The organism is Kitasatospora phosalacinea (assembly GCF_000716545.1).
Taxonomy (GTDB): domain Bacteria; phylum Actinomycetota; class Actinomycetes; order Streptomycetales; family Streptomycetaceae; genus Kitasatospora; species Kitasatospora phosalacinea.
In genome coordinates, this window is sequence record NZ_JNWZ01000018.1 from 73144 (window position 1) to 97338 (window position 24195).

The 24195-nt window shown below is 72.6% G+C and carries 20 protein-coding genes and 2 pseudogenes; 14 read left to right on the forward strand and 8 right to left on the reverse strand.

Annotation, left to right across the window (positions count from 1 at the left end; genetic code table 11):
* The first annotated feature begins 5 nt into the window (after window positions 1-5).
* From kdpC to OO48_RS11830, 3 genes are all read left to right on the forward strand, one after another.
* Window positions 6-623 carry a K(+)-transporting ATPase subunit C gene (kdpC, locus tag OO48_RS11820; RefSeq protein WP_033214990.1) on the forward strand — a complete coding sequence of 206 codons (618 nt, stop codon included), beginning with the start codon at window positions 6-8 and terminating at the stop codon, window positions 621-623.
* Window positions 624-828: 205 nt separating this feature from the next.
* On the forward strand, window positions 829-3408 hold the full coding sequence (locus tag OO48_RS11825; protein ID WP_051732030.1) for an ATP-binding protein: 2580 nt from the start codon (window positions 829-831) through the stop codon (window positions 3406-3408).
* Window positions 3409-4090: 682 nt separating this feature from the next.
* Window positions 4091-4645, forward strand: coding sequence for an Rv1733c family protein (locus OO48_RS11830; RefSeq protein ID WP_033214992.1), 555 nt, complete (start codon window positions 4091-4093; stop codon window positions 4643-4645).
* Between the two features lie 276 nt (window positions 4646-4921).
* Here OO48_RS11830 and OO48_RS11835 read toward each other — a convergent pair.
* Window positions 4922-5450 (reverse strand): annotated as a pseudogene (locus tag OO48_RS11835) (alcohol dehydrogenase catalytic domain-containing protein); the annotation flags it as partial.
* 177 nt (window positions 5451-5627) lie between these two features.
* Here OO48_RS11835 and OO48_RS11840 point away from each other — a divergent pair.
* Window positions 5628-7346, forward strand: coding sequence for a sensor histidine kinase (locus OO48_RS11840; RefSeq protein WP_033214996.1), 1719 nt, complete (start codon window positions 5628-5630; stop codon window positions 7344-7346).
* Between the two features lie 47 nt (window positions 7347-7393).
* Here OO48_RS11840 and OO48_RS11845 read toward each other — a convergent pair whose 3' ends face one another.
* The 3 genes from OO48_RS11845 to OO48_RS11855 all read right to left on the reverse strand — a co-directional run bounded on the left by OO48_RS11845 (window position 7394) and on the right by OO48_RS11855 (window position 9456).
* Complete coding sequence (locus tag OO48_RS11845) at window positions 7394-8371, reverse strand: Acg family FMN-binding oxidoreductase (RefSeq protein WP_033215051.1); 978 nt, start codon at window positions 8369-8371, stop codon at window positions 7394-7396.
* Window positions 8368-8646 carry an SHOCT domain-containing protein gene (locus OO48_RS11850; protein WP_209439463.1) on the reverse strand — a complete coding sequence of 93 codons (279 nt, stop codon included), beginning with the start codon at window positions 8644-8646 and terminating at the stop codon, window positions 8368-8370. The genes OO48_RS11845 and OO48_RS11850 overlap by 4 nt, the downstream gene beginning before the upstream one ends.
* A 117-nt stretch (window positions 8647-8763) precedes the next feature.
* Window positions 8764-9456: a response regulator gene (locus OO48_RS11855; RefSeq protein WP_033215000.1), complete on the reverse strand. Its 693-nt coding sequence runs from the start codon at window positions 9454-9456 to the stop codon at window positions 8764-8766.
* Between the two features lie 179 nt (window positions 9457-9635).
* Between OO48_RS11855 and OO48_RS40975 the strand changes: the two genes are divergently transcribed.
* The 3 genes from OO48_RS40975 (at window position 9636) to OO48_RS11865 (ending at window position 11372) form a co-directional block, all read left to right on the forward strand.
* Entirely contained in the window at window positions 9636-9836 is a 201-nt protein-coding gene (locus OO48_RS40975; protein WP_342449639.1) for a hypothetical protein, read from the forward strand.
* 125 nt (window positions 9837-9961) lie between these two features.
* Window positions 9962-10852, forward strand: a complete 891-nt coding sequence (locus tag OO48_RS11860; protein ID WP_051732031.1) for a universal stress protein — start codon at window positions 9962-9964, stop codon at window positions 10850-10852.
* A gap of 7 nt (window positions 10853-10859) precedes the next feature.
* Window positions 10860-11372: a flavodoxin family protein gene (locus tag OO48_RS11865; protein ID WP_033215001.1), complete on the forward strand. Its 513-nt coding sequence runs from the start codon at window positions 10860-10862 to the stop codon at window positions 11370-11372.
* 22 nt (window positions 11373-11394) lie between these two features.
* Here OO48_RS11865 and OO48_RS11870 read toward each other — a convergent pair whose 3' ends face one another.
* Window positions 11395-11832 (reverse strand): DoxX family protein, encoded by a 438-nt coding sequence (locus OO48_RS11870; RefSeq protein WP_033215003.1) that lies wholly within the window; start codon window positions 11830-11832, stop codon window positions 11395-11397.
* A 195-nt stretch (window positions 11833-12027) separates the two neighbouring features.
* Here OO48_RS11870 and OO48_RS11875 point away from each other — a divergent pair, with 195 nt between their 5' ends.
* Window positions 12028-13671: an MFS transporter gene (locus tag OO48_RS11875; protein WP_051732033.1), complete on the forward strand. Its 1644-nt coding sequence runs from the start codon at window positions 12028-12030 to the stop codon at window positions 13669-13671.
* A 597-nt stretch (window positions 13672-14268) separates the two neighbouring features.
* The gene (locus tag OO48_RS11880) at window positions 14269-15792 is read left to right on the forward strand and encodes a hypothetical protein (RefSeq protein ID WP_157845432.1); all 1524 of its coding nucleotides are present in this window, start codon (window positions 14269-14271) and stop codon (window positions 15790-15792) included.
* Window positions 15793-16507: 715 nt separating this feature from the next.
* Here OO48_RS11880 and OO48_RS11885 read toward each other — a convergent pair.
* A complete protein-coding gene (locus OO48_RS11885) occupies window positions 16508-16792 on the reverse strand; it encodes a hypothetical protein (protein WP_033215006.1) in 285 nt (94 codons plus the stop codon).
* Window positions 16793-17244: 452 nt separating this feature from the next.
* Between OO48_RS11885 and OO48_RS11890 the strand changes: the two genes are divergently transcribed.
* From OO48_RS11890 to OO48_RS40985, 3 genes are all read left to right on the forward strand, one after another.
* The gene (locus tag OO48_RS11890; RefSeq protein WP_033215009.1) at window positions 17245-17598 is read left to right on the forward strand and encodes a VOC family protein; all 354 of its coding nucleotides are present in this window, start codon (window positions 17245-17247) and stop codon (window positions 17596-17598) included.
* 230 nt (window positions 17599-17828) lie between these two features.
* The gene (locus tag OO48_RS40980) at window positions 17829-18104 is read left to right on the forward strand and encodes an RICIN domain-containing protein (RefSeq protein ID WP_342449637.1); all 276 of its coding nucleotides are present in this window, start codon (window positions 17829-17831) and stop codon (window positions 18102-18104) included.
* Between the two features lie 27 nt (window positions 18105-18131).
* On the forward strand, window positions 18132-18563 hold the full coding sequence (locus OO48_RS40985) for an RICIN domain-containing protein (protein ID WP_342449640.1): 432 nt from the start codon (window positions 18132-18134) through the stop codon (window positions 18561-18563).
* A gap of 145 nt (window positions 18564-18708) precedes the next feature.
* Here the strand turns inward: OO48_RS40985 and OO48_RS41165 are convergent.
* Window positions 18709-18852 (reverse strand): annotated as a pseudogene (locus OO48_RS41165) (IS256 family transposase); the annotation flags it as partial.
* Between the two features lie 868 nt (window positions 18853-19720).
* On the opposite strand from OO48_RS41165, the gene OO48_RS40640 reads away from it, so the two are divergent.
* On the forward strand, window positions 19721-21730 hold the full coding sequence (locus OO48_RS40640; protein ID WP_063830661.1) for a glycosyl hydrolase: 2010 nt from the start codon (window positions 19721-19723) through the stop codon (window positions 21728-21730).
* Here the strand turns inward: OO48_RS40640 and OO48_RS40990 are convergent.
* Complete coding sequence (locus OO48_RS40990) at window positions 21628-22458, reverse strand: ThuA domain-containing protein (RefSeq protein WP_342449638.1); 831 nt, start codon at window positions 22456-22458, stop codon at window positions 21628-21630. The two genes, OO48_RS40640 and OO48_RS40990, sit on opposite strands and share 103 nt — an antisense overlap.
* A gap of 528 nt (window positions 22459-22986) precedes the next feature.
* Between OO48_RS40990 and OO48_RS11905 the strand changes: the two genes are divergently transcribed.
* Window positions 22987-24030, forward strand: coding sequence for an IS630 family transposase (locus tag OO48_RS11905; protein ID WP_342449641.1), 1044 nt, complete (start codon window positions 22987-22989; stop codon window positions 24028-24030).
* The last annotated feature ends 165 nt before the right edge of the window (window positions 24031-24195 follow it).

The window sequence follows — 24195 nt, forward strand, 5'->3', positions numbered from 1 at the left end:
ACCCCATGCCCACCTTTCTGCGCACCCACCTCACCGCGCTGCGGATGCTGCTGGTGATGACCGCCGTCCTCGGCCTCGCCTACCCGCTGCTGGTCACCGGCGTCAGCCAACTCGCCTTCGCCGACAAGGCCAACGGCTCGATCGTGACGTCCGACGGCAAGGAGATCGGCTCCAGCCTGCTCGGCCAGAACTACAACCTCCCGAAGAAGGACCCCGGCGACGCCGACGAACAGGCCCAGCCGGACCCGAAGTTCTTCCAGCCGCGCTTCTCCGCCGGCGGTTACGACCCGAAGGCGTCCGGCGCCTCCAACCTGGGCCCGAACGACGAGAAGATGACCCAGGCGATCGAGGACCGCCGCGCCGCGATCGCCGCCTTCGACGGCGTCGATCCGGTCAGCGTCCCGCCGGACGCGGTCACCTCCTCCGGCTCCGGCCTCGACCCGCACATCTCCGTCGCCTACGCCAAGGAACAGGTGGACCGGGTCGCCCAGGCCCGCGGCCTGTCCACCGACGCGCTGAACCGCCTGATCGACACGTGCACCGAGGGCCGCTCGCTCGGCTTCCTCGGCGAGGACGGCGTCAACGTCGTCCTGCTGAACAAGGCGATCAGCGAGCAGAAGTGACGGTGTTCGGCGGAGTCGAGGCGATGCCTCGGACGACCGGCCGATGACAGGCCGACCCGGGCGAGGGACGTGGATCCCGCGCCCGGGTCGGCCTGCCGCGTTCGGCCCACAGCCGGCCTCCGCCCGGCGGAACGACTCAATCCGCGCAGTCGCTGTCGCTGACAGCCCCCTCCCCGGCCGCCTTCGCACGGAAAGAGCAGCGCCCATGTCCCGTGACCTCACCCCCGGCACCACCGCGCGCCGGGGGCAGTTGAGGGTCTACCTCGGTTCGGCCCCCGGCGTCGGCAAGACCTACCGGATGCTCGACGAGGCCCGCCGCAGACGGGACCGGGGTGCGGACGTGGTGGTCGGTTTCATCGAGTGCCACGGCCGCCAGCACACCGAGAGCATGCTCCAGGGCTTGGAGACGGTACCGCGCCTGACCCGGACCTACCGGGGCGGCGACTTCCAGGAGATGGACCTCGACGCGATCCTCGCCCGCCGCCCGCAGGTCGCCCTGGTGGACGAGCTCGCGCACACCAACATCCCCGGCGGCCGCAACGCCAAGCGCTGGCAGGACATCGAGGAACTCCTCGCCGCGGGCATCGACGTGGTCACCACCGTCAACGTCCAGCACCTCGAGTCGCTCAACGACGTCGTCCAGAAGATCACCGGCATCCCGCAGCGCGAGACCGTCCCCGACGAGGTCGTCCGCCGCGCGGACCAGATCGAACTGGTGGACATGGCCCCGCAGGCACTGCGCCGCCGCCTCGCCCACGGCAACGTCTACCAGGCGGAGAAGGTGGACGCCGCGCTCTCCAACTACTTCCGGGTCGGCAACCTGACGGCCCTTCGGGAGCTCGCCCTGCTGTGGGTGGCCGGACGGGTCGACGAGGGCCTGCGCGACTACCGCGCCAGCCACGACATCGACCGCGTCTGGGAGACCCGCGAACGCGTCGTCGTCGCCCTCACCGGCGGTCCCGAAGGCGAGACGCTGATCCGGCGCGCCGCCCGCATCGCCGACCGCACCGTCGGCGGCGAACTGCTCGCCGTGCACATCAGCCGCAGCGACGGCCTCGCGGGCGCCTCCCCGGGCACCCTCGCCCGACAGCGGCAACTGGTCGAGAACCTCGGCGGCAGCTACCACGTGGTGGTCGGCGACGACGTCCCGACCGCGCTGCTGGCCTTCGCCCGGGCGCACCACGCCACCCAGCTGGTCCTGGGCACGAGCCGCCGCGGGCGGCTGAACCGCTTCCTGACCGGACCCGGCACCGGCCAGACCACCGTGGACGGCTCCGAGGACATCGACGTCCACATGGTCACCCACGAGTTCACCGGCCGCGGCCGGCTCCCCTCCCTCGGCCGCCGCCACTCCCGGCGGCGCACCGTCGTGGGAATCCTCGCCGGCCTCGTGGTGCCCGCGGTCCTGACGGCGGTGCTCTCGCAGTTCCACAGCCAGGTCAACCTGACCACGGACGCGCTCGTCTTCCAACTCGGCGTCGTGGGTGTGGCGCTGCTCGGGGGCGCGACCTCCGCCCTGCTGGCGTCGCTGGTCGCCTCGCTCCTGCTCAACTACTCCTTCATCCCCCCGGTCCACACCTTCACCATCGGTGAACCCAACAACGTCATCGCGCTGCTGGTGTTCGCGGTGGTCGCGCTGACGGTCTCCACGGTGGTCGACCACGCCGCCCGGCTCACCCGACGGGCCGCCCGCGCGACGGCCGAGGCCGAGACGCTGTCCACGCTGGCCGGAAGCGTCCTGCGGGGCGCGGACGCGCTGCCCGCACTGCTGGACAAGACCCGCACCGCCTTCGCACTGGACTCGGTCGCCCTGCTCGACCGCGTGAGTGGTGAGGCACTGGGCCGCAGCGACGCCGAGGGCGCCCCGGCCCCGGACCGCACGGTCACCGAACTGCCGGTCGGCCCAGGCGCGTTGCTGGTCCTGGCCGGGCGCCGCCTGCCCGCCGCCGACCAGCGCGTGCTCACCGCCTTCGCCGCCCACATCGCCGCCGCCCTGGAACGCGACCGACTCGCCACCGCCGCCGCCGAGGTCGAGCCGATCAAGGCCGCGGACCGGATGCGCACCGCGCTCCTCGCCGCGGTCAGCCACGACCTGCGCACCCCGCTCGCCGCCGCCCTCGCCTCCGTCGGCTCGCTGCGCAGCCCCGACGTCGAGTTCTCGCCCGAGGACCAGGCCGAACTCCTCGCCACCGCCGACGAATCGCTGGCCAAGCTGACCCGCCTGGTCGACAACCTGCTCGACATGAGCCGCCTGCAGGCCGGCGTCCTCACCCTGCACCTCGAACCCGCCCACCTGGACGAGGTGCTGCCCCGCGTCCTCGACTCCCTGCTCGACGCCCACGCGCCCGTCCAGCCGCTCGACCTCGACACCGCGCCGCCCGTGCTCGCCGACCTGCCCCTGCTGGAGCGGGTGCTGGCCAACGTCATCACCAACGCGCTCCGGTACAACGCGCCCGGCGCGCCCGTCCTGGTCGCCGCCAGCCACCACCTCGACCGGGTCGAGATCCGGGTGATCGACCGCGGCCCCGGCATCCCGCCGGACGACCGCGACCGGGTCTTCCTGCCCTTCCAGCGCCTCGGCGACACCGACAACACCACCGGCGTCGGCCTCGGCCTCGCCCTCTCCCGCGGCCTCGCCGAAGCGATGGGCGGCTCCCTGGAGGTCGAGGACACCCCGGGCGGCGGCACCACGATGCTGCTCACCCTGCCCGCCGCCGAACTGAGCGTGGACGGCCCGGCCGTGGACGATCTGACCGAGGGCGAGAACGGAGGGCCGGGAGAGTGACGCGGATCTTGGGCGTGGACGACGAACCGCAGCTGCTGCGCGCACTGGAGATCGACCTGCACGCCCGTCGCCACGCTGCGCCCACACCGTCGACCTCCCCGCCGCCGTCGTCACCGGCCCGAGCGGACCGGTGCGGCTCACCTCCACCGAGTGGAAGGTCACGCGGCTGCTGCCGGCCGGCCCGGGCCGCCTGGTGCCCGGCAGGCAGATGCTGCGCGAGGTCCGGGGCCCGGACGCGGAGGGCCACGGCAACTACCTGCGGGTCCACCCGCCCCCGCCACCTGATCACCGAGCCCGGCACCGGCTACCACTTCGAACCGTGACGGCCCCGCAGGCCCGCCAACGTGGCGTCAAGACCCGCCCCACCGGCGCAGCCGGCTACGCCCGGCGAGGGGCGGGTGCGCGAGCGCGGCGAAGTCAGCCACCCTCCGGCCCGGTGCCCGTCGTTCCCACCGGTCCGGAGGGGTTCACCACCGATCCTCCGTCTCCGTGCCGGGCGCTGCTGCGTGGTCCATCGCCCGCCCACCCCGTTCTCCCGCACCCGCCCACGACGGCCGACGGGCCCGACCGGGCCCGGTCTCCGTACGGAAAGGGCCGTTCGGACCAAGCAGCGCCGCGCGGGTCGCCGGGAGGCTGGAGAGGAGGACACGGGGGAGCCCGGCCGGCTGAGGAGGCGGACGTCATGCGCACGCGACCGAGGCAGCGGGAGAACCCGCTCAGGCGTGGCAGCGACCGCGTCCAGTGGTGGCTGTCCCGCCTCCTGCTGGCCCTCGCGCTCGCCGGCCTCCCGGTGGCACTCGTCGCCGGCCTGGGGACCTACCACGCCCAGACCCGGGCGGCCCAGGCCCAGGCCGCCACCCGGCACCCGGTGACGGCGCGGCTCGCCGAGGAGGTCTCCGCCGGACTCGCCACCCGCACCGTGCCGGCCACCGTCACCTGGAACGACGGCGGCACCGTCCACAAGGCCGTCGTCGAGGTGGAGACCGGTCAGGGCGTCGGTGCCCCGGTGCGGATCTGGCTGGACGCGAACGGCGAGGTCGCCCACGCGCCCGCCACCGCCGGCCAGGCCGCCGCGGCGGCCTGGACCAGGGCCCTGGTCACTGCCACGGCCCTGCCCCTGGTCAGCGTGCTCGCCTGGAAGGGCACGCTGTGCGTCCTCGACCGGCGCCGCTACGCCCGCTGGGACGCCGAGTGGCAGCAGGTCGAACCCCGCTGGACCCGCAGCCAGCCGAGCTGACGCCCCCGCCCGCTGCGGACACTCCGGCGGGCGGTGCCCGCACGCACCCGACCGGCCGGGAGGACGTCGGGCCACGGGCCGCGAGCTCCGGCCCGAGTCGGGGCCGGCGGCGGCCGGGCGGGTTCACCTGGAGGACAGGTACGAACACCCCGCACCACGGCCGAGCGGAGAGCACTGCGACGGCACCCGGGTGCGTTCGACGCGGTGGTGATCGGACCCGGCTCGGTGACCGGAGCGGGCGTCTTCGCCGTGCTCGCCCCGGCCGCTGCCGCCGCCGGCGAACACGCCGTACGCCTCCCGCATCTCACCGAGGCCGAACCGGTGGATGACCGGTCCGCCCGCGTCGAGCCGCTCCGCGGTGAGCAGGTCGAGCAGCAGCGGGGTGCTGCTGGTCTCGACCGGGCCCGTGGTGGTGACGTCCTCGGCCCACAGGTCTTCCAGGGGCCCACAGGTCTTCCAGGTGGAGCACGGCGGGCCTGCCGTGCACGCCGACGTCGGCAGCCCGCCCGCCGGGGCGCACCACCCGGGTGCACAGTTCGAAGGCGCCGGGGACGCCGACCGCCTCGATCGCCACGTCCGCGCCCAGCCCGTCGGGGCCCGGCACGCGCACCGCGCCGTCGGTGTCGTGGCCCGGCACCCGGCCCTCGGCGACCTCGGGGACGCCGCCCTTCAGGATGTGCAGGTCGGTGCCGCAGATGGTGACGGCGTCCACCCGGACGATCGCGTCCTCCGGGTCGCGCAGCGCCGGGAACGGGACCTCGCCCCAGGTGCGGCCGCCGGGCCCGTGGTGGGTCAGTGCCGGCATCGCTCTCACATCCTCGTGCCGATCGCAGGCGCTTCCACCTCCAGCCTCACAGCGGTCCGGACACCGGCCACGGGCCTGCCGGGATCCGGTGCGGGGCCGACCGGCCCCACCGGACGGCGGCCCCCGGACGGCGCGCCTACGCTGGAAGACGCCGTCACCGAGCCCGGAGGACCAACGGTGAGCAGCGCAGAGGAGAGCCCGACCCCGTTGCCGCAGCTCAAGCTCGACGACCTGCTGGACGAGCTGCAGAGCCAGCTCGACGCTGCGCGCGATACCCGGGACCGGGTGCACAGCCTGCTGGAGGCCGTCCTGGAGGTCGGTCGCGACCTGGACCTGACCCAGGTGCTGCGGCACATCGTCGAGGCCGCGGTGACCCTGGTCGACGCCGAGTACGGGGCGCTCGGCGTGATCGGCGAGGACCGCAAGCTGTCGCAGTTCGTCCCGGTCGGCCTCACCGAGGAGCGGGCCCGCCGGATCGGTCCGCTGCCTTCGGGCCACGGCATCCTCGGCGAACTGATCCGCTACCCCGAGCCGCTGCGCCTGCCCCGGCTCGCCGACCACCCCGCCTCCTACGGCTTCCCGCCGAACCACCCGCCGATGGGCAGCTTCCTGGGCGTGCCGATCCGCATCCGCGGCAAGGTGTTCGGCAACCTCTACCTGACCGAGAAGCGCGGCGCGGACGAGTTCGACGCCGCGGACGAATCCGTGCTGGAGACGCTCGCCGTCGCGGCCGGCGTGGCCATCGAGAACGCCCGGCTGTACGCCCGGGCCCGGCTGCGCGAGCAGTGGCTCGCCGCCGGGGCGGCCGTCACCAACAGCCTGCTGTCCGGCAGCGCCGAGCAGGAGGTCCTCGACCTGCTGGTGGCCCGCGCCGCCGCGATCGCCCGCGCCGACCTGGCGGTGGTCGCTCTGCCGCTGCCCGGCAGCAGCGAGCTGGAGGTGCGGATCGCCCTCGGCCACGGCGCCCGGGAGCACCACGGGCTGGTGCTCCCGCTGGAGGGCACCTTCATGGGTGCGGCCGCCTGCACCGGCACCCTGATCACCAGCACCGACGTCCACCACGATCCGCGGATCACCGCTGGGCCGCCCCGCTGGGAAGGTCTGGGCCCGGCCGTCGCGGTGCCCATCGGCGCCGCCGACCTGGGCGTGCGCGGCGTGCTGATGCTGGCCCGGACGGCCGGATCGCCGCTCTTCGAACCGGACGAGTCCACGCCGCTGACCGCCTTCGCCGGACAGGCCGCCCTCGCCATGGAACTCGCCGAGCGCCGCCGCGACTCCGAACAGGTCGCCCTGCTGCAGGAACGCGACCGGATCGCCCGCGACCTGCACGACCTGGCCATCCAGCGGCTGTTCGCCGTCGGCATGACCCTGCAGGGCGCCACCCGGTTCATCGACCACCCCGAGGCCCGGGAACGGGTGCTGCGGGCCATCGACGAACTCGACGAGACCGCCAGGACCATCCGCGCCACCATCTTCGGACTGCGGACCCGCGACGCCGGACCGGCCGCCCACGGCCTGCGCGCCGCCGTGGCGACGGCCCTCGAACGGGCCACCGCCCTGCTGGGCTTCGCCCCCGCCCTGCGCATGACCGGCCTGCTCGACGTGGGCGTGCCCGAACAGGTCGCCGACGAGGCCGCCGCCGTCCTCCAGGAGGCGCTGTCCAACGCGGCCAAGCACGCCAAGGCGAACACCGTCGAGGTGGCGGTCGAGACGGGCGAGGGGCACCTGACGGTCACCGTGACCGACGACGGCGTGGGCCTGTCCGAGGGGGGCCGGCGCAGCGGCCTGGCGAACCTGGCCGAGCGGGCCGCCGCGCTCGGCGGCGGGTTCCGCGCGCAGGCCCGCCCCACCGGCGGCACCGAACTGGTCTGGAAGGTCCCGCTGCCCGACGACTGACCGCCCGGCGGACGCCCGGGCCGCCGGGGCACCGGTCCGGCGGCCCGTCAGCCGTCGATCACCTCGGCGACCGGCAGCCGCGGGGTCGGCGCGCCTTCCGGGCCGTAGCCGAACCGGACCAGCATCTGCGCGAACGCGGGCCCGTGCCGGACGTCCCTGGCCTCCCACCGCAGGAACCGCCACTCCATCGCCTGGTGCAGCAGCGAGACCCGCACGCCGTGCACCGTCGCCGCCAGCAGCACGTGCTCCAGCGCGAGTCCGGCCCGCAGCCAGTCCTCCGGCCCGTCGCCGCGGGTCAGCAGGACGGCGATCCGCGGGTGCGCCTCGAACGGCACCGGCGCGAGGTGCCGCTCCGGGGCGAGCGCGCCGAAGTCCCGCATCGGCAGGCGTCCGCCCGCGTCCTGCGGGCCCAGCGCGGCGGCCGGGATGCCGTCGGGCCGCGCGTCGGGCCCCTGGACCCAGCGGCGGCTCTCGGCCCGATGGGCGGGGTCGACGGTGTTGCGGCGCTCGGCCTCGGCGGTCAGCCGCAGCAGCCGCGCGGTCTCCTCCCCGTCGGGCAGCAGCAGCTCCGCGCCCTCGGCCCGGGCCGCGTCCGCGAACCCGTCGAGCACGCCCTCGGGCACCGGCGGGCCGGTGAACGGCGAGCGGGCCGAGTGCCGCCGCCAGATCGCGTCGTACAGCGCGTCGACGGCGGGGAGGCGACAGGGCGCGGCCTCGTCGAGCCGTACCCCGGCCAGCAGTCCGGGCTCCGCCGGGTCGGGCCGCAGCCGCACCCCGGGGGCCCAGCCGAGGTGGCGGGCGGCGGTGCGCAGGTTGAGCACCGCCGCGCCCACCGAGACGTGCAGTGCCCGGCCCTGCGGATCGGTGGCCGGCAGGGCGCGTTCGGCGGCGGCCCGCACCTCCAGCACGGAGGTCTCGGGCACCAGACGGAAGCGCCACGGTTGGGTGTTGTGGACGGACGGCGCCGCGACCGCGGCGGAGACCAGCGTCTCCAGAGCGGGGGCGTCCAGCACCGGGGCGGTCATGGTGCCCACCCCGCTCCGCCCTTGCCGGTCGTACCGCGCAGGGCGTCCAACCGTTGCCGGTACTCGTCGGGGTCGATCTCGCCGCGGGCCAGACGGTCGGCGAGCACCTGCTCCGGTTCCGGCCGCCGCTGCGCCGGGTGCTGCCCGCCCGAGTGCCCCAGGTAACGGAGGAGCACGACCGCCGCGGCGACCAGCAGGCCCAGCACCAGCAGGGTGATCAGCGCCATCAGGCCGACGCCCCACCCGTTCATCCCCTCGTGATCGTGCCAGTACATCATCACGGCCTCCCGGGGCCGGTGGGCGCCGGTTCGGCGCCCTTCACCTCCCACGGTGCGGCGGGGGAGCGGTACGGCGCATGGGCCGGACGGTCCCGTCCGGCCCGCCGGTCGGGTTCAGTGCGGCCGCGCCGGGCGGTGCTCGTCCTCGGCGTGCGCGGCCAGCACCGCGGCCTGGAGACGGCGCTCCACACCCAGCTTGCCGAGCATCCGGGAGATGTGGTTCTTGACGGTCTTCTCCGACAGGTACAGCTCGTGGCCGATCTCCCGGTTGGTCCTCCCCTCGCCGATCAGCGCCAGGATCTCCCGCTCGCGCGGGGTCAGCCGGGAGAGCGCCGCCTCCGCGCCGCTCTCCTCGTGGTGGCGCAGGCTCTCCATCAGCTTGCGGGTGGTGACCGGGTCGAGCATCGACTGTCCGGTGGCCACCGTGCGCACCGCGGCGACCAGGTCCGCGCCCTTGACCTGCTTGAGCACGTAGCCGGCGGCCCCCGCCATGATCGAGTCCAGCAGGGCGTCGTCGTCGTCGAACGACGTCAGCATCAGGCAGGCCAGCTCCGGCATCCGGTCCCGCAGCTCCCGGCAGACCGTCACGCCGTCGCCGTCCGGCAGCCGCACGTCCAGCAACGCCACCCGCGGCCGGAGCGCCGGGACGCGCGCCAGCGCCTGCGCGCAGCTGTCCGCCTCGCCGACCACCTCGATGTCGGGTTCGGCCTCCAACAGGTCCCTCACCCCGCGGCGGACCACCTCGTGGTCGTCGAGCAGGAACACCGTCACGCGCTGCCCGGCCCCGCCGGACTGGGTCTCGTCCATGTCGGCTCCCGGGAACGTCCGGTGCGGTCACCTCCGATTCTGCCCGCCGCCCGGCCGACCCGCGCGACTCGCGGGGCGGAACCACCCACGAGGGCGTCCGCCTCGGAGCGATGGCCGGCGCGGCCGGCCTGCCGCAACGCGGCTACACCGGCCCGGAACCGCGCTAGGACGCCCTGTGGCTGGACCCCCGGCTGCCCTCCGCGCTCGGGAGCCTCGCCATGGAGTTGCGCTACCGGGGCCACTGGGGGCGCGGGTCACCGTCGACCGGAAGAACGTCACGGTCGCCCTCGGTCCGGACCACCATGAGCCCGTCGCGGTGCGCCTGCGCGGCACGGCCGCCCGGGTGGGGCCCGGCGAGAGCCACACCCCCCACGCTCTGACCAACGGCAGGCCCGGTGGCCCGCAGGCAGGGGCCGGTCGGCCCTCGCCCGTTCCGGGAGCCGCGCCTAGCGTGGAAGTGATCCGGCCTTCACCGGACAGCGGCCGCCACAGCGGTGGAGGAGCCATGACATCGCCCACCGAACCCCGCCCGATCGTGCTGGGCGTCGACGCCCGGCAGGTCAGCCCGATGGTCGTCGACTGGGCCGCCGACGAGGCCGAACGGCGCGGACTGCCGCTGCGGCTGGTGCACGCCGTCCCCGACGAGCCCCGCGACCGACGCGGCGACGGCCCCGGATACCTCCAGTCCCTGCGCGAGGCCGGGGGCGCCGCGTTGGAGAAGGCCGAGGGCGTCGCCGCCGAACGCCACCCGGGGCTGCGCCTGCGGCCGGTCCTGCGCGACGGGCCCCCGGCCCCGGTGCTGTGCGCGGAGTCCGAACGGGCCGCGCTGGTGGTGCTCGGCTCGCGCCGCCTGGGCCGCCTGGAGGAGGTGCTGAGCCGCTACTCCGTGACCGTGCCCGTCAGCGCCCAGGCGCACTGCCCGGTCGCGGTGGTGCGGGAGCCCGAGCACACCACCCTCCAACCGCCGTACGTCGTGGTCGGCGTCGACGGCTCCCCGGCCTGCGGGCCCGCGGTGCGCTTCGCCGCCGACCTGGCCGCCCGCCGGGGGGCGGCCCTGCGCGCCGTGTGGGTCCGGCGCACCCCCGTGCGGCCGTTCGAGCCCCTGGAGGACGAGGCGGAGGTCCGGCGGCGGCTGTTCGAGTCCACCGCGGGCTGCGTCGCCGACGAACCCGACCTCGACCTCACCCACGAGGTCGTCCCGGGCGACCCGGTGGAGGAGCTGGTCCGGGTCTCCGCCCACGCCCTGGCCGTCGTGGTCGGCCGCCACGGCCGCGGCGGCCTCACCGGGATGCGGCTGGGCACCGTCCCGCACGGCCTGATCCGCGGCGCGCCCTGCCCCGTGGTCACCGTCCCCGCCGGTCCCCGGGCCGACGAACCGCTGAACAGGGAGAGGTGAACGGGCGGTGCGTGCCTTGATCGTCTACGAGAGTTCGTACGGCAACACCGGACAGGTCGCCGCCGCGATCGCCGCCGGTGTCCGGCGGGCCGACCCGGGCGCCGAGGTGCGGTGCCTGCCGGTCGCCGAGGCCGGGACCGTCGAGGACGTCGACCTGCTGGTGGTCGGCGGCCCCACCCACATGCGGGGGATGTCCACCGGTCTCAGCCGCACCCTGGCCGCCAAGGCGGGCGCACCGGAGCACGGCCCCGGCCTGCGGTCCTGGCTCCGCACGCTGCCCGACGGCGGCCCGGGTGCCCGCGCCGCCGCGTTCGACACCCGCGCCGAGGTGAAGCACGCCGGCGCGGCGGCCGACGGCATCGCCGCCCGCCTCACCAAGCACCACTGGGACCTCGCGGCCGAGCCCGCCGGCTTCCTGGTGGAGGACACCGACGGGCCGCTGCGCGAGGGCGAGACGGGCCGGGCGGAAGCCTGGGGCGCGGCGCTCGCCGACGCTCACCGGCAGCGGGGCCTGACGTGACGGCCCCGGCGCCGTCGCGCGGTCAGGCGACGGACGGCTGTGCCACCCGCCGCGGCCGGCGCAGCAGGCCGCTCAGCGTGAGGCCGCCCGGACCGGCCGCGGCGATCAGCAGGAACGTCCAGCAGAACATCGCGGCCGGCTCGCCGCCGTTCTGGATCGGCCACAGCGCGTGCTCCTGGTGCACGCTGAAGTACGCGTACGCCATCGACCCCGAGCACACCAGCGCCGCCGGGCGGACGGCCAGCCCGACCAGTACCAGGACGCCGCCTGCCAGCTGGATCAGCGCCGCCCACCAGTCCGGCCACTCGCCGACCTGCGGTGCCTTGCCGTGGGCGCCGCCCAGGACGCCGAACAGGCTGGCCGCCCCGTGGCAGGCGAACAGCAACGCCACGGCGATGCGGGCCAGGCCGAGCACGGTGGGACGGGCGCGCTCGGCGAGCCGGGAAAGGTCTTCGGACATGACGACTCCTCGTGTGGGGACGGAACCTTCGGGCAGATGCGGGGAGCTTCCGGCGACCGAGAGGGGAACGCCGCCAGGTTTGATGGAGCGCCGACAATTCTGACGGGGAGTCAGCCCGCCCGCCAAGCTCGGAATCCTCTGAGAATCCTCTGAGAATCGGCTGGCACCCGCCGGGCCGGAGACCGGGAGACGGAGATGAACAAGGCGAACACCTGGAAACCGCTGGTCGTCCTCGGCACCGCGCAGTTCCTGATGGTGCTCGACGCCTCGGTGATGAACGTGTCGATCAGCCAGCTCGTCGAGGACTTCGACACCGAGGTCACCACCATCCAGGCCGTCATCACCCTCTACACCCTGGTGATGGCGGCCTTCATGCTGACCGGCGGCAAGATCGGCGACATGTTCGGCCGCCGCCGCGTCTTCGCGGTCGGCCTGGTCGTCTACGGCGTCGGCTCCGGGCTGACCGCCGTCGCCCCCACCGTCGGCGTGCTCGCCCTCGGCTGGTCGGTGGTCGAGGGCCTGGGCGCAGCCCTGGTGCTGCCCGCCCTGGCCGCCCTGGTGGCCGGCACCTACCGGGGGCGCGAACGGGCGGTCGCCTACGGCGTCGTCGGCGGACTGGCGGGCGCCGGCATCGCGGTGGGGCCGCTGCTCGGCGGCTGGGTCACCACCTACCTGACCTGGCGGCTGGTCTTCGCCGGCGAGGTGGTGCTGGTCGTCGCGATCCTGCTGCTGATGCGCTGGATCCCCGCGCAACCGGCCTCCACCGACCGGCCCCGGCTCGACGTCCCCGGTGCCGTGCTCTCCGCCGTCGGTCTGGCCCTGGTGGTCCTGGCCGTGCTGCAGAGCGGCACCTGGGGCTGGATCGAACCCCGCAACCCGCCGTTCACCGTCCTCGGCTTCGCCCCGACCCTGTTCGCCGTCGGCCTCGGCGCCGCCGTGCTGTACGCCTTCTGCGCCCACGAGCGCCGCCTGGAGCGCCGTGGCGCGAGCCCGCTGGTCTCGCTCGGCCTGTTCGCGAACCGGCCGCTGCGCGCCGGACTGATCGCGCTGTTCAACCAGAACACCGTCCTGCTCGGGTTGTTCTTCGTCGTCCCGCTCTACCTCCAGGTCGTCCAGGGGCTGAACGCCTTCGAGACCGGGCTGCGCCTGCTCCCGGTCTCGGTGACCATGCTGGCCGCCTCGATGAGCGGCTCGCTGCTGCTGCGCCTGGCCTCGCCCCGGACCATCGTCCGGGCCGGACTGCTGGTGCTGCTCGCCGCCACCCTGTGGCTGATCACCGCGATCCGGCCGGACCTGGCGGGCGCCTCGTTCGCTGGGGCGATGGCCCTGCTCGGCCTCGGCCTGGGCATGCTCGCCTCGCAGCTCGGCAACACCGTGCAGTCCAGCGTGGGCCCCGCCGAGCGCAGCGAGGCCGGCGGGCTCCAGTACACCGCGCAGAACCTCGGTTCCTCGCTCGGCACGGCACTGATCGGCGCGATCCTGGTCGGTGCGCTCGCCACCTCCGTCACCACCCGGATCGAGGGCGACCCGCAGGTCAGCGCGGCCGTCGCCCAGCAGGTCGGCACCCAGGTCGAGGCGGGCATCTCGTTCGTCCCCGCCGACCAGGTCTCCGCCGCCCTCGCCGTGCATCCCGAGGTGCCCCCGCAGGAGGCCGCCGCCTTGGTCGACCACTACCGGGACGCGCAGATCCAGGGCCTGAAGTCCGCCGTCCTGGTCTGCGCGGTGATCGCCGGCGGCTCCCTGCTGTTCACCCGCCACCTCCCCGCCGACCGGCGCCCGTCCGCCCCGGAGCCGGACCCCGAGGAGGGCCGACCCGGGGCGGGCCCCGTCGAGCCGTAGCGGGCCGCCCGGTGCGTCCGGCCGGGTGCGGTTGCAGCGGGCGACGGCGTGCCGATGGCGCCCGGTGCGAGCGCCCGAGCTTCGCCGTGGAGGGGAGCGGTGCGGTGGAGAGCGGGTCCGTCGAGGAAGGCGCGCACCCGGGCCGGGCGGGGGAGCGGCTGACTGCGCCGAAATCGCTGCTCACGCGCGGAAGCAACACCTTCGGGGAGGCGCCCGCCCGGTCATGGCGCGGATTTCTCTGAACAAATCCCCTGTAGGTGAAGAGAATTTCTCGGGTCGAACTGGCGATTCCGGTGTATGGCCCGATTTCGGCCGGGTGGTCGTCGACGAGTTGCGGCAGGTGTTGGATTTCCCGTAAGCCGCGCCTGACTGCCCTCGCGGAGTGGTCCGGAACGGCAATGTAAACGCAGGCGGGAAGCCGCGTATCAGCAGCGGCCAGATGCCCTTGGCGGCCTCTCGTCCGTTGTGGTGCTGAGCAAGCCGGGGTACCCGGAGCGGCACCCCGGGGGCCGCCGCGCTTCCTGGGATGCGGTCGACAGCCAGAAGATGCAGAGTCGGAGTGTGTGTAGCCATAGATGACCGGGACGGGAGCCCGAGATGAACGAGACGATTGAATGGCCGTTGCCTTGGAAAGAACCAGAGAAATCCGACCTGCTGACCTTCAGTCTGCTGGAGAACTTGCCGGAGTGGCGAGCCAGGTCAGTGGCGCGGATATCCCTCTCCAGCGCATTGTGGTCGGAGAGAAAACGTGAAATAATGGTACGCCCCATGAGGGGCGTCCAGGAGATAAATGGTTTCCTTCCCAGTGTCCCCTCTGGCAAAGACTGTGCCTCGCTGATAATTCCGATCATCGACATACCCAAGGTGGCCTCGGTCAACTTCACCATCGAGGTGGCGGAGGGGACGGCCTACCGCCTCTCGCGGGGGGCCGTCAGTGAGCTCCAAGCTAGACATTTCCAGAAGCTGGCAGACCGCTTGAATCTCGATCATCCTGTCGACAGTCGGATCAGAGAATTGCTTGCCGCGATATTCCTCTTCAACCCGGTGAACCTCAAGGAGTTGATCAAGGGTCGACGTTGGGATCCCATCCGGTGTCTAACCCTCCGGTGCGCTTACGACCATGTCGACGACTTCCTCGACGAGTACCTGCCGGAAGCGTCCCGGATGGTCGGCAGGGATCTTCTCTTTCGGCTCAAGCGGGCCGCCAAGCCGATCCAGCGCTGTGTCGACCGCTACGTACGCCACGACTGCACGAGTTCTTCGGAGTATCCCCTTCTGGTGCTCCCTAATCTCGTCCGGAACGACAGCAGCCTGATCGGTAGCGAGCTATTGCCGGCAGTAAATGACCTGGCGGAGATGATCCAGGAGATTGACCGAAAGGCGCTGAACGGTTCCCGCGGAGCGGAGGAATTGCTCCGGCGATACTACCTCTACGGGACGCGCTGGGAGATTTTGGCCAGGTGTGAGGTCCCGCTGGACGAGCCGTACATGATCGAGATCGGTGAGCGGCGCGAGATCTCCTTCGGCCCGGCTGGGCACCCGACCACCCCGGTTCGGAGCCGTAAGTGGATCTGGCCGACGGCCAGTACCCACCTCGCCTTTCACGACGCAACCACCAACCACGTCCACGTTTCGGTGTCCGACAGCAGCGTCGAACTGAAGCCGAGTGCCACCAGGGCCGTTTCCGAGCGAAGGGCGGGGAAACTCGCCCGCCCGGACGCCGAGCACCGGTCGGAGGAGCACTACGCCCGCTACGACGCGCGGGAGAAGCGCGATGGGAGGATCTGGATCGAGTGCCGTCTGCGCCAGCCGTTCCTGCGCCGATGGACCACTCGTGGGGTGACCATGGGCATCCTTGCCGCGATCGCGTTGTTGGTGGACTTCGGAGTGGTTGGACAGGACGGCGCGCATCCGCACCCGCTGAACGCCGGGGACGTGGTGGCGATCCTGATACCGGTGACAGTGGCCGCGTCCCTGCTATTGGCCAGGGACACGACCACTCTGGCAATGCACGTCAAAAGGCTCTCCCAGATCGCCCTCATGTTGTCCCTGGGCGCTCTGTGGGTGCTTACCGTGGTGCTGTACTTTACGGGCGCCATCAGTGTGGGCACGCCCGGGTAGCGCTCCAGGGCTTCGGCGAAGTCGGGGGCCGGCCGGTCGCTCCGGCTGGCCGGTTCACCGGTGAAGTCGTTGGCGAGATACGGCTCCTCGCCGATCTCGGTGATCCGTTCCGCCCAGGTCTCCAGCTCGGCTCCGTGCCGCCGAACGCCGTTCTCCTCGCACCCTGCGCAGCCGGGCTCACGAGTTCGTGGAGCTGGCTGACAGCGCCGGAGTCGCTGCTCACGAGCTGGAGAAGCACGGCCGGGAAGTCGTCCGCCCCGGCGGCTGCCAGGAGTTCGCCAGCATGCTCCTGTCCCTCCCCATCCAAGGGATGGCCGGTCGCGGGGCGGGGCGGGGCGGGGAGGGGAGCCGCCGGAAGGCCTGCTGGGCCGGCGGCTCTGCTCGCGCACCCGGAAGGTCGGGTCGGTCGTACTGTGGCCCTCTCACCAACTTCCCTTCTTGCTAAGGAAGTTGATTGTCCTCCGCCGTGGCCGGGAGAGTTGGTGGGTGCGACGCGGTGCTGCTGGGGGAGGAGAGGTGGCGGGCGTGGCTCGGCAGTGGTGATGCTGTGGTGCTGGGCGCGGACCGTCGCCGCCTCGACCTGCGCCGGCGGTGCCGGTCGCGAGGACTGCCCGCCGGTTTCGGATCTCCCGGATGCCGGTGAGCGCGGTCTCGGCCTCGTCAAGTTGGCGCAGCCGGGGGCCGGTGGCGGGGTTGAGGTGATCCTCGGCGGTGGTCACCGCCCGGATGCCTGTGAGGAGGTGGGGCCCTTGGTCTGCCGGGACGTCGAGGTGGCGCCAGGCGGTGTGGTTGCGGCCGCCGCGGACTCGAAGACGTCGACTTCCCCGAGGTGCCGGGTGTTCGGCGGGAGGATGTGCGCGCCGGTCAGGTCGTCCGAGATGAAGGCGTCTTCCACGGCGGCGGTTCGTGCCTGCCAGGCGGCCCGCCGGCAGGCGGGAGCGAGGTGCTTCGCGACCTCGGCCGCCATCGTGGCGGGGTCGCTGCCGACGGAGAACTCCACCGGGTCCGGCGGCCTCGCCGCCCAGAGGTTCTGGTGTTCGGGCGAGTCGTCGGGCCGTGCTGAGCGGAGGAAGACCCGCCCGTCGGGGTGCGGCGGCCTCGTCGAAGTGGACCTTGACCTCCCCGCGGTGGGCAGACGGGTGCCGCGGTCGCCGGTCGGGGGAGAGAGACCGCGAAGGAGTTCTGCTGTGCGCCGCCGAGGCGGCTGGTGTAGGCGGGTACGAGCTCCCGGTCGGGGGAGCGGTCATTGCCGTCGCGGCGGGCGGCGAGCAGCTGCTCGAAGGCCGGGAAGTCGGCCGCGGTGAGGTGGGAGTGGTCGAGGTGGGGCTCAGCAGCCTTGGAAGACACGGGTGTTCACGGTCCTCGATAACGGGCTGCCCCGCGATCGAGACGGGCGGAGCAGGCGGTGCCGGGTGCTGGCCCGCCTGATCTCCGTGCTGGCAGGATGGCGGCATGGAACGTGTGCTTGGAATCGGTGGATACTTCGTGCGGGCCGCCGACCCGGAGGCCCTGAACGCCTGGTACCGCGACTGCCTGGGTCTGGACGTCGATGAGCACGGCTCGTGGCGCCAGGCAGCCGGGCCGACGGTGTTCGCGACGTTCGAGTCCGGGACCGACTACTTCGGGTCCCGTTCCCAGCAGACCATGCTCAACTTCCGGGTCCGCGACCTGGAAGCGATGCTCGCGCAGCTGCGCGCCAGGGGAGCGGACGCGTCCGAGGAGATCCAGGAGATGGAGGGCGTCGGTCGATTCGGCTGGGTCACCGATCCCGAGGGCAACCGGGTCGAGCTGTGGCAGCCTGCCTGAGCCCGACGTCTCGCGGGTGACGACGTGTGGACGGACCACTGTGGTCCGGGCGTCGTCCTGCCGGATGCGGCTGTCGGTGCCCGCGTGCGGCAGCATCGCCGAGTGCCATTGCTCCGCGCCCGCCTTCGCTGCCCGCCGGTGGGCCGAACGGGACCCTCGTCGCCACCGCCCTCAGCAGCGACGAGTTGTTCGTCAACACCCGGGACGGCGCCGCGAACACCTGGACACGCATGCGTTCCAACGCAGGTGGCGGCTACAGCCGGGGTCTGCCGCCCCTGGCCGACGGCCACAGCCTGATGGTGTTCAGCGCGGGCTTCGGCGGCGGCGACCGCCGCAACCCGGTCACCTACAGCACGGTCGACCTCGGTGGAGGCGTCTCCGACGGCGCCACCTACACCATGACCAACCGCGTCAGTGGCAAGCGCCTCGACATACCCGGCGCCTCCACCACCGTCGGCACCACCGCCGTGCAGTGGAGCGCCACCACCTGCGACTGCCGACGCTGAAAGCTCCCCCAGACCGCCCTGCCGCCCCTGGACACCGGCCAGTACGTCCTGGTGAACAAGAACAGCGGCACGTACCTCGACATCCCGGGCGGCTCCACCACCGCAGGCGCCGCCATCGAGCAGTGGCAGAACACGGCCTGCGCCTGTCAGCTCTCCACCTTCCACCCCTCCGGCGGCGGCGCCTGGACCGTCAAGAACGTCGACAGCAACCCCAACCTGGATGCCCGCGACTCCTCCAGCGCCGCGGGCGCGGCCCTGGTCCAGAACGCGGCCTCCGGCGTCGGCTCCCAGAAGTGGACCCTCGTCGACGCGGGCGGTGGCTACTGCAAACTCCAGAACGCGAACAGCACCCTCGTCGCGGGCGTCGCCCAGTCCTCCACCGCCAACGGGGCAACCGTCGTCCAGTGGGACAACGCCAACCTCGACGACCGACTCTGGAAGACCGTCCGTATCAACTGACCGCTCCAGTCCTGCCACGACCATGCGCAGGAGCCGCCGGCGAAGCGGTTCCTGCGCATGGCGTACCTGCGGCTCGGGGTGCCGCACCCGGCGCTCGCCCAGTCGTACAGAGTCGACCGCTCCACCGTCTCGGGTCTGTCCAGTGGAGCAGGCCACCCGCGCCGGTGAGCTGCAGCCCGCTCGCGGGTCCCGTCGACCAGTTGCCCGATCAACTGGTCGTCCAGCGCGTCCGGCTGCAACTCCACGGCCTGGACAGCACGGCCTCAGCCGAGACGGTCACACCTGTCATCAGGCCCCTGCCCGGTGGGGGAACGGACATGAAATGCCTCCTGCGGCGGTGGCTTCCGTGGGAGTATGCGGCTCCATGAGGTTGGGAGCGCTCCCATAGCTGAATGGGGAAGGTCGTGGGACTGTCCCGTTCAGGCCCTCGGCAGGTGACGGCGGTGGGGTCGCGTCGTCTTGCCAGGTCACCTATGTAGCCGCCCGTCCGTCAGGGGTGTCAACGAATTCACCGAAAAACGTGCGATGAGGGCGGATCGGGGCTCATCGGCGTGGATTTCCGCATTCGGATATGGTCGATCCTGGTTCTTTGGTTTCCGAGACCTGCTCTCCGCCTGTACGGGCCTCGACGTTTCCCCGTCGGCGCCCGGCCTGCGTCGCGTTTCGCTTCTGCCTCATGTGGTCTTTTGGTCTCTGCGCCGTGGGAATGACCAAGGTGAGCCCCTCACCAAGGGCCCCGCCGCGTGGAGGCTGGCGGGGGACAGGCGGGAAAACCGTAGTGACCGCTACGCCCGGTGTGCTTCCTGGCGAATGCGTCCCGGTGGCGGATTGCGGCGGAACCGGCGTGCTGCGGTCGCGCACGTCGAGCGGTCGGTGGAGGCGGGCGGAGGACGACGGTCGTGGGTGGCGGACCCCACGCTCTATTCGCGCGCATTCACCTTCCTGTCCGTGGGAAACGGCCGGGGACCGGTCGTCGACCGCAAGCCGCGACCCGCTCCGGCCGGTCCGCCGAAATCCGCGTTCGACCCATTGACGGCACCCTCCACGTCTGGCTTCATGGGAGCGCTCCCAGGCAAGTGTCATGTCGTTCCTCACCCACCCACACGAGGAGAAAGACGTTGGCCCCCCACACCCCGCCCCTTCGCAAAGTCCTGCGGTTGGCGGTCGCCGGACTGCTCGCCGTACCGGCGGCCGCGGTCCTGCAACCGGCCGCCGCGCAGGCGGCCGACGCGGGTTCCGCGCAGGTCTACCAGGCCGAGGACGGCGCGCTGAACGGCGTGAGCGTCGCAACGTCGGTCGTCGGCTTCCAGGGCGCCGGCTACGTCGAGGGCTTCGACCAGTCGAGCGACAGCCTGACGGTCACCGTGCCCGACAGCCCCGGCGGCCTCTACAGCCTGTCGGTCCGCTACGCCGGACCGTACGGCGACAAGAAGGCGAACCTGCTGGTCAACGGCGCCGGCGTGGGGGAGGTTTCGCTTCCCTCCACCACCACCTGGACGGACGCCGCGGCCGGCAACGTGCTCCTGAACGCCGGCACCAACACCGTGACGGTCAGCAACGACTGGGGCTGGTACCTGATCGACTCGATCTCCCTCACCCCGGCCCCGGCCCGCCCGCCCCACGCCGTCACCGGAGGGCTGACCGACCCCCAGGCCACGCCCGAGGCCAAGTCGTTGATGACGTACCTGACGGCGAACTACGGCAAGGACATCCTCAGCGGCCAGCAGGACTCCGCGCACGAGCAGTGGATCGAGACCAACACCGGCAAGGCCCCGGCCATCGAGGGCCTGGACATGATGGACTACTCCCCCAGCCGGGTGGAGCGCGGAACCACCGGCCACGACACCGACAACGCCATCGCCTGGGACGAGCGCGGCGGCATCGTCGCCTTCTGCTGGCACTGGAACGCCCCCACCGGCCTGATCGACCAGCCCGGCAAGGAGTGGTGGCGCGGCTTCTACACCGACGCCACCACCTTCGACGTCCAGGCGGCGCTGGCCGACCCGTCCTCGGACGACTACAAGCTGCTGCTGCGCGACATCGACGCCGTCTCCGTCCAGCTCAAGCGGCTGCAGGACGCGGGCGTGCCGGTCATCTGGCGGCCGCTGCACGAGGCCGAGGGCGGATGGTTCTGGTGGGGGGCCAAGGGGCCGGAGTCGGCCAAGGCCCTCTACCGGCTGGTGCACGACCGGCTCACCGGGGTCGACGGCATCCACAACCTGATCTGGCAGTGGAACTCCGTGGACCCGGCCTGGTACCCCGGTGACGACGTGGTCGACATGGTCAGCGCCGACTCCTACCCCACGGCCGGCGACCACGGCCCGGTCGCCCTCACCTACGACCGCGAGCTGGCGCTGACCGGCGACACCAAGGTCGCCGCCCTCTCCGAGGTCGGCACCGTCCCCGACCCCGACCTGCTGCGCGCCTACCGGGCCGACTGGTCGTACTTCGTGGCCTGGGCCGGCTTCGAGCAGGACACCGCCAGCAACTCGCTGGACTTCCTCAAGCGGGTGTACGACGACCCGTACGTCATCACCCTCGACGAACTCGGCGACTTCAAGCACGCCGGCGGGGGCACGGGCGGCGACACCACCGCGCCCACCGCGCCCACCGGCCTGACCGGCACCGCGACGGCCTCCACCGTGACGCTGTCCTGGACCGCCTCGAGCGACGACACCGGCGTCAGCGGCTACGACGTCTACCGCAGCGGCGACAAGGTCGCCAGCGCCACCGGCACCTCGTACACCGACACCGGTCTGGCGGCCGGCACCGCCTACACCTACACCGTCAAGGCCCGCGACGCCGCCGGGAACACCTCCGGCGCCTCCGCCCCGGTCACCGTCACCACCACCGCCGTTCCGGGCGACAAGGGGTGCACCGCGACCTACACCATCACCAACGACTGGGGCAGCGGCTTCACCGCCAACGTCACCGTCAAGGCCGGCACCGCCGCGATCGGCTCCTGGAAGGTCACCTGGACCTACGGCGGCGACCAGAAGATCACCAACACCTGGAACGCCACGGCCACCCAGAGCGGAGCGTCGGTCACCGCCGTCAACCTGGGCTACAACGGGGCCCTGGCCGCGGGAGGCAGCACGTCCTTCGGCTTCCAGGGCACCCGCGGCGGCCCCAACACCGCACCGACGCCCACCTGCACCGCGCACTGAACCCGCCCGGCCGCGACAGCGCCCGCACCGGTGGTGCGGGCGCCAGGCCCGGCGGCAGGTGACGGGCAACCAACCAGGCTCTCCGGCGACCGGGTCGCGACGGCAGGCATCCCACCCGACCGCCGGAGAGCCCCGCCCGTCCCGCCGCCTGCCGACGCCGCCCAACCGCGACCCGGTCGGTGCCCGGGCTGGAAACGCCCATTCCGTCCGGACGCCGTCGGCGCCCGCCCAGGACCCAGGACAAGCCGCCCAACAGGTGCGTGCGGAGAGCGGCTTCGTCGTAGGAGGAGGCGCGGTGGCCCCGCGCCGTGCAGACGACACGGCCGCGCCCCACGGTCGCCCAGGTGCGCCGTGCTCGGATGGGCGGTGCCCGCCACGACCACCACACCGGCCCGCCCCGGCCGGTGGCCCGCGAAGCGCGCACCGAGCGACTCCCCGCAGTACGGCCACGCGTGCTCCGTACGGGCCGTCGAGCGCGCGCCCGTGACACCGCCGCCCGCGTCCGCCCAGTACCGCAGGGCCCCCCGACCGGCGGTGGTGAGCACCTCGCCGCTGGTGGACAGGAACACCACCGCGCTGAGCCCGATCATCGGCGCTGCGGTGAACACCGACGGATCCTCGCCCACCTCGTCCGCGAAGCCGTGTTCCTCGCCCAGCTCGCGCATCGCCGCCACCCCTGCCTCGATGGGATCGGGCCGGCAAGCCGTGGCGCGGGTGCAGACCAGCACGGGCCGTCGCCCATAAAGACGGACACGCGGTTGGTCGTCACGCGGCGAGCATGAGCTTAGCCGCGTGGTGGCGGCGTTCGTATTCGTTGGGGCTGAGGTGACCGTTGGCGGAGTGGCGGCGGCGGGTGTTGTAGCGGGTCGGCCATCGGACGCTCGGTCGAGGAACTCGACCCCGTCCACACCGCGCTCGTGACCCTCCGAGGCGCAGGAGTCCAGCTCCTGACGTCAGCTACACCGCGCTCCCGCTGGCAGGCCATCCGGGGAACCAACCCACCGTCATGACCGAGCCATCCACAGGTATTGGCTATTGCCCGAAGACCGGGGCCGGGGCCGGGGCCTATACAGTGCCTGCCGGCAAGTGCGGACATCTCGAGTCGTACTCGCTCCATGATGTCTACACCTTCGAGGTGAGCAACAACCCGCCCCCCTACGTCCAGGGGTACGGCCAAGTCAACCGCCCCGTTGGCTTCTGCTATTGACCCGAAACGGTAAGGATCCGGGCTCGTTGATCCGGGCGTGACGGATCTGGTGGGGGACGCGCGGAGCCTGTCGCCGAAGGCTCAGGAAGCTCTGCGGATGCGGGCGGTTGCGGCGCTTCGGGCGGGCCGGGATCGGCGCGAGGTGGCAGAACTGCTCGGCGTCACTGTGGAGTCGGTGACCGACTGGTGGGCCGCCTGGCAGGCCGGCGGCCGGGAGGCGTTGGTGTCCAAGAGCCGCGGTCGGCGGGTGGGCGAGCACCAGGTGCTCGATCCGGACCGGCAGCAGTGCGTCCGGCAGGCCCTGATCGACCACCGCCCCGAAGACCTGGGCCTGGGCGGGCAGTTGTGGACCCGCGCGATCGTCGGCGACCTCATCGCCCTGCTGTATCGGGTGCGACTGACCGAGCAGGGCGTGGGCAAGTACCTCAAGCGCTGGGGGCTGTCGTTCCAGCGCCCGGACAAGCGCGCGATCGAGCAGGACCCGGAGACGGTCCGCGCCTGGCGCGAGGAGAGGTGGCCCACGATCCGCGCGAAGGCCCGGGAAGAAGGCGCCGAAGTGCTGTTCGCCGACCAGACCGGCGTCCGCTCCGACCAGGTGTCCGGCCGAACCTGGGCACCGCGCGGCCAGGCACCGACCATGCGGCGCACGGGCAACCGCTTCTCGGTCAACGCGATGTCCGCGATCAGCCCGCGGGGCCGGATGTGGTTCACCGTTTACCGGGGATCGTTCACGGCCGAGGTGTTCTGCGACTTCCTCGACCGCCTGAACAGGCAGTTCGACCGCCCGGTCCACCTCGTCGTCGACCGGCACTCCGTCCACCGCGGCAAGAAGGTCCGCACCTGGATCGCCGACCATCCCGGCCGCATCACCCTGCACCTGCCGCCTGCGTACGCGCCCGAGACCAACCCGGACGAGCTGGTCAACGCCGACCTGAAACGGACCCTGCTACCGGCCTCCCGAGCCCGCAACGCCGACCAGCTCGCCGACGAGGTCCGCCGCTTCTTCCGCCGCCGTCAAAAGCAGCCGCACATCGTCCGCGGCTACTTCCAGGGCCCGCATGTCCGCTACATCACCGAGGCGCCGGAAATTTAGCGTTTCGGATCAATAATGCCGGTCATGGCAGATCGCAGTCCGGTTCCCCGGATCATCACCTCGGCAGCGCGGGAGTCCCTGAAGCCGCTCGGCCTGGCCCAGCGTGGGCGGTCGCGGCTGTGGGTTGATGATCACGGGTGGTGGCTGGGGGTCGTGGAGTTCACC

What these genes read in the sequence shown, in the direction of transcription:
- OO48_RS11825 (WP_051732030.1), top strand. Translation starts at nt 829, where the DNA reads ATGTCCCGTGACCTCACCCCCGGCACCACCGCGCGCCGGGGGCAGTTG.
- OO48_RS40980 (WP_342449637.1), top strand. Translation starts at nt 17,829, where the DNA reads ATGCGTTCCAACGCAGGTGGCGGCTACAGCCGGGGTCTGCCGCCCCTG.
- OO48_RS11855 (WP_033215000.1), bottom strand. Translation starts at nt 9,456, where the DNA reads ATGGACGAGACCCAGTCCGGCGGGGCCGGGCAGCGCGTGACGGTGTTC.
- OO48_RS11850 (WP_209439463.1), bottom strand. Translation starts at nt 8,646, where the DNA reads ATGTACTGGCACGATCACGAGGGGATGAACGGGTGGGGCGTCGGCCTG.
- OO48_RS11870 (WP_033215003.1), bottom strand. Translation starts at nt 11,832, where the DNA reads ATGTCCGAAGACCTTTCCCGGCTCGCCGAGCGCGCCCGTCCCACCGTG.
- OO48_RS11830 (WP_033214992.1), top strand. Translation starts at nt 4,091, where the DNA reads ATGCGCACGCGACCGAGGCAGCGGGAGAACCCGCTCAGGCGTGGCAGC.
- OO48_RS11860 (WP_051732031.1), top strand. Translation starts at nt 9,962, where the DNA reads ATGACATCGCCCACCGAACCCCGCCCGATCGTGCTGGGCGTCGACGCC.
- kdpC (WP_033214990.1), top strand. Translation starts at nt 6, where the DNA reads ATGCCCACCTTTCTGCGCACCCACCTCACCGCGCTGCGGATGCTGCTG.
- OO48_RS11890 (WP_033215009.1), top strand. Translation starts at nt 17,245, where the DNA reads ATGGAACGTGTGCTTGGAATCGGTGGATACTTCGTGCGGGCCGCCGAC.
- OO48_RS11880 (WP_157845432.1), top strand. Translation starts at nt 14,269, where the DNA reads ATGAACGAGACGATTGAATGGCCGTTGCCTTGGAAAGAACCAGAGAAA.
- OO48_RS11875 (WP_051732033.1), top strand. Translation starts at nt 12,028, where the DNA reads ATGAACAAGGCGAACACCTGGAAACCGCTGGTCGTCCTCGGCACCGCG.
- OO48_RS11845 (WP_033215051.1), bottom strand. Translation starts at nt 8,371, where the DNA reads ATGACCGCCCCGGTGCTGGACGCCCCCGCTCTGGAGACGCTGGTCTCC.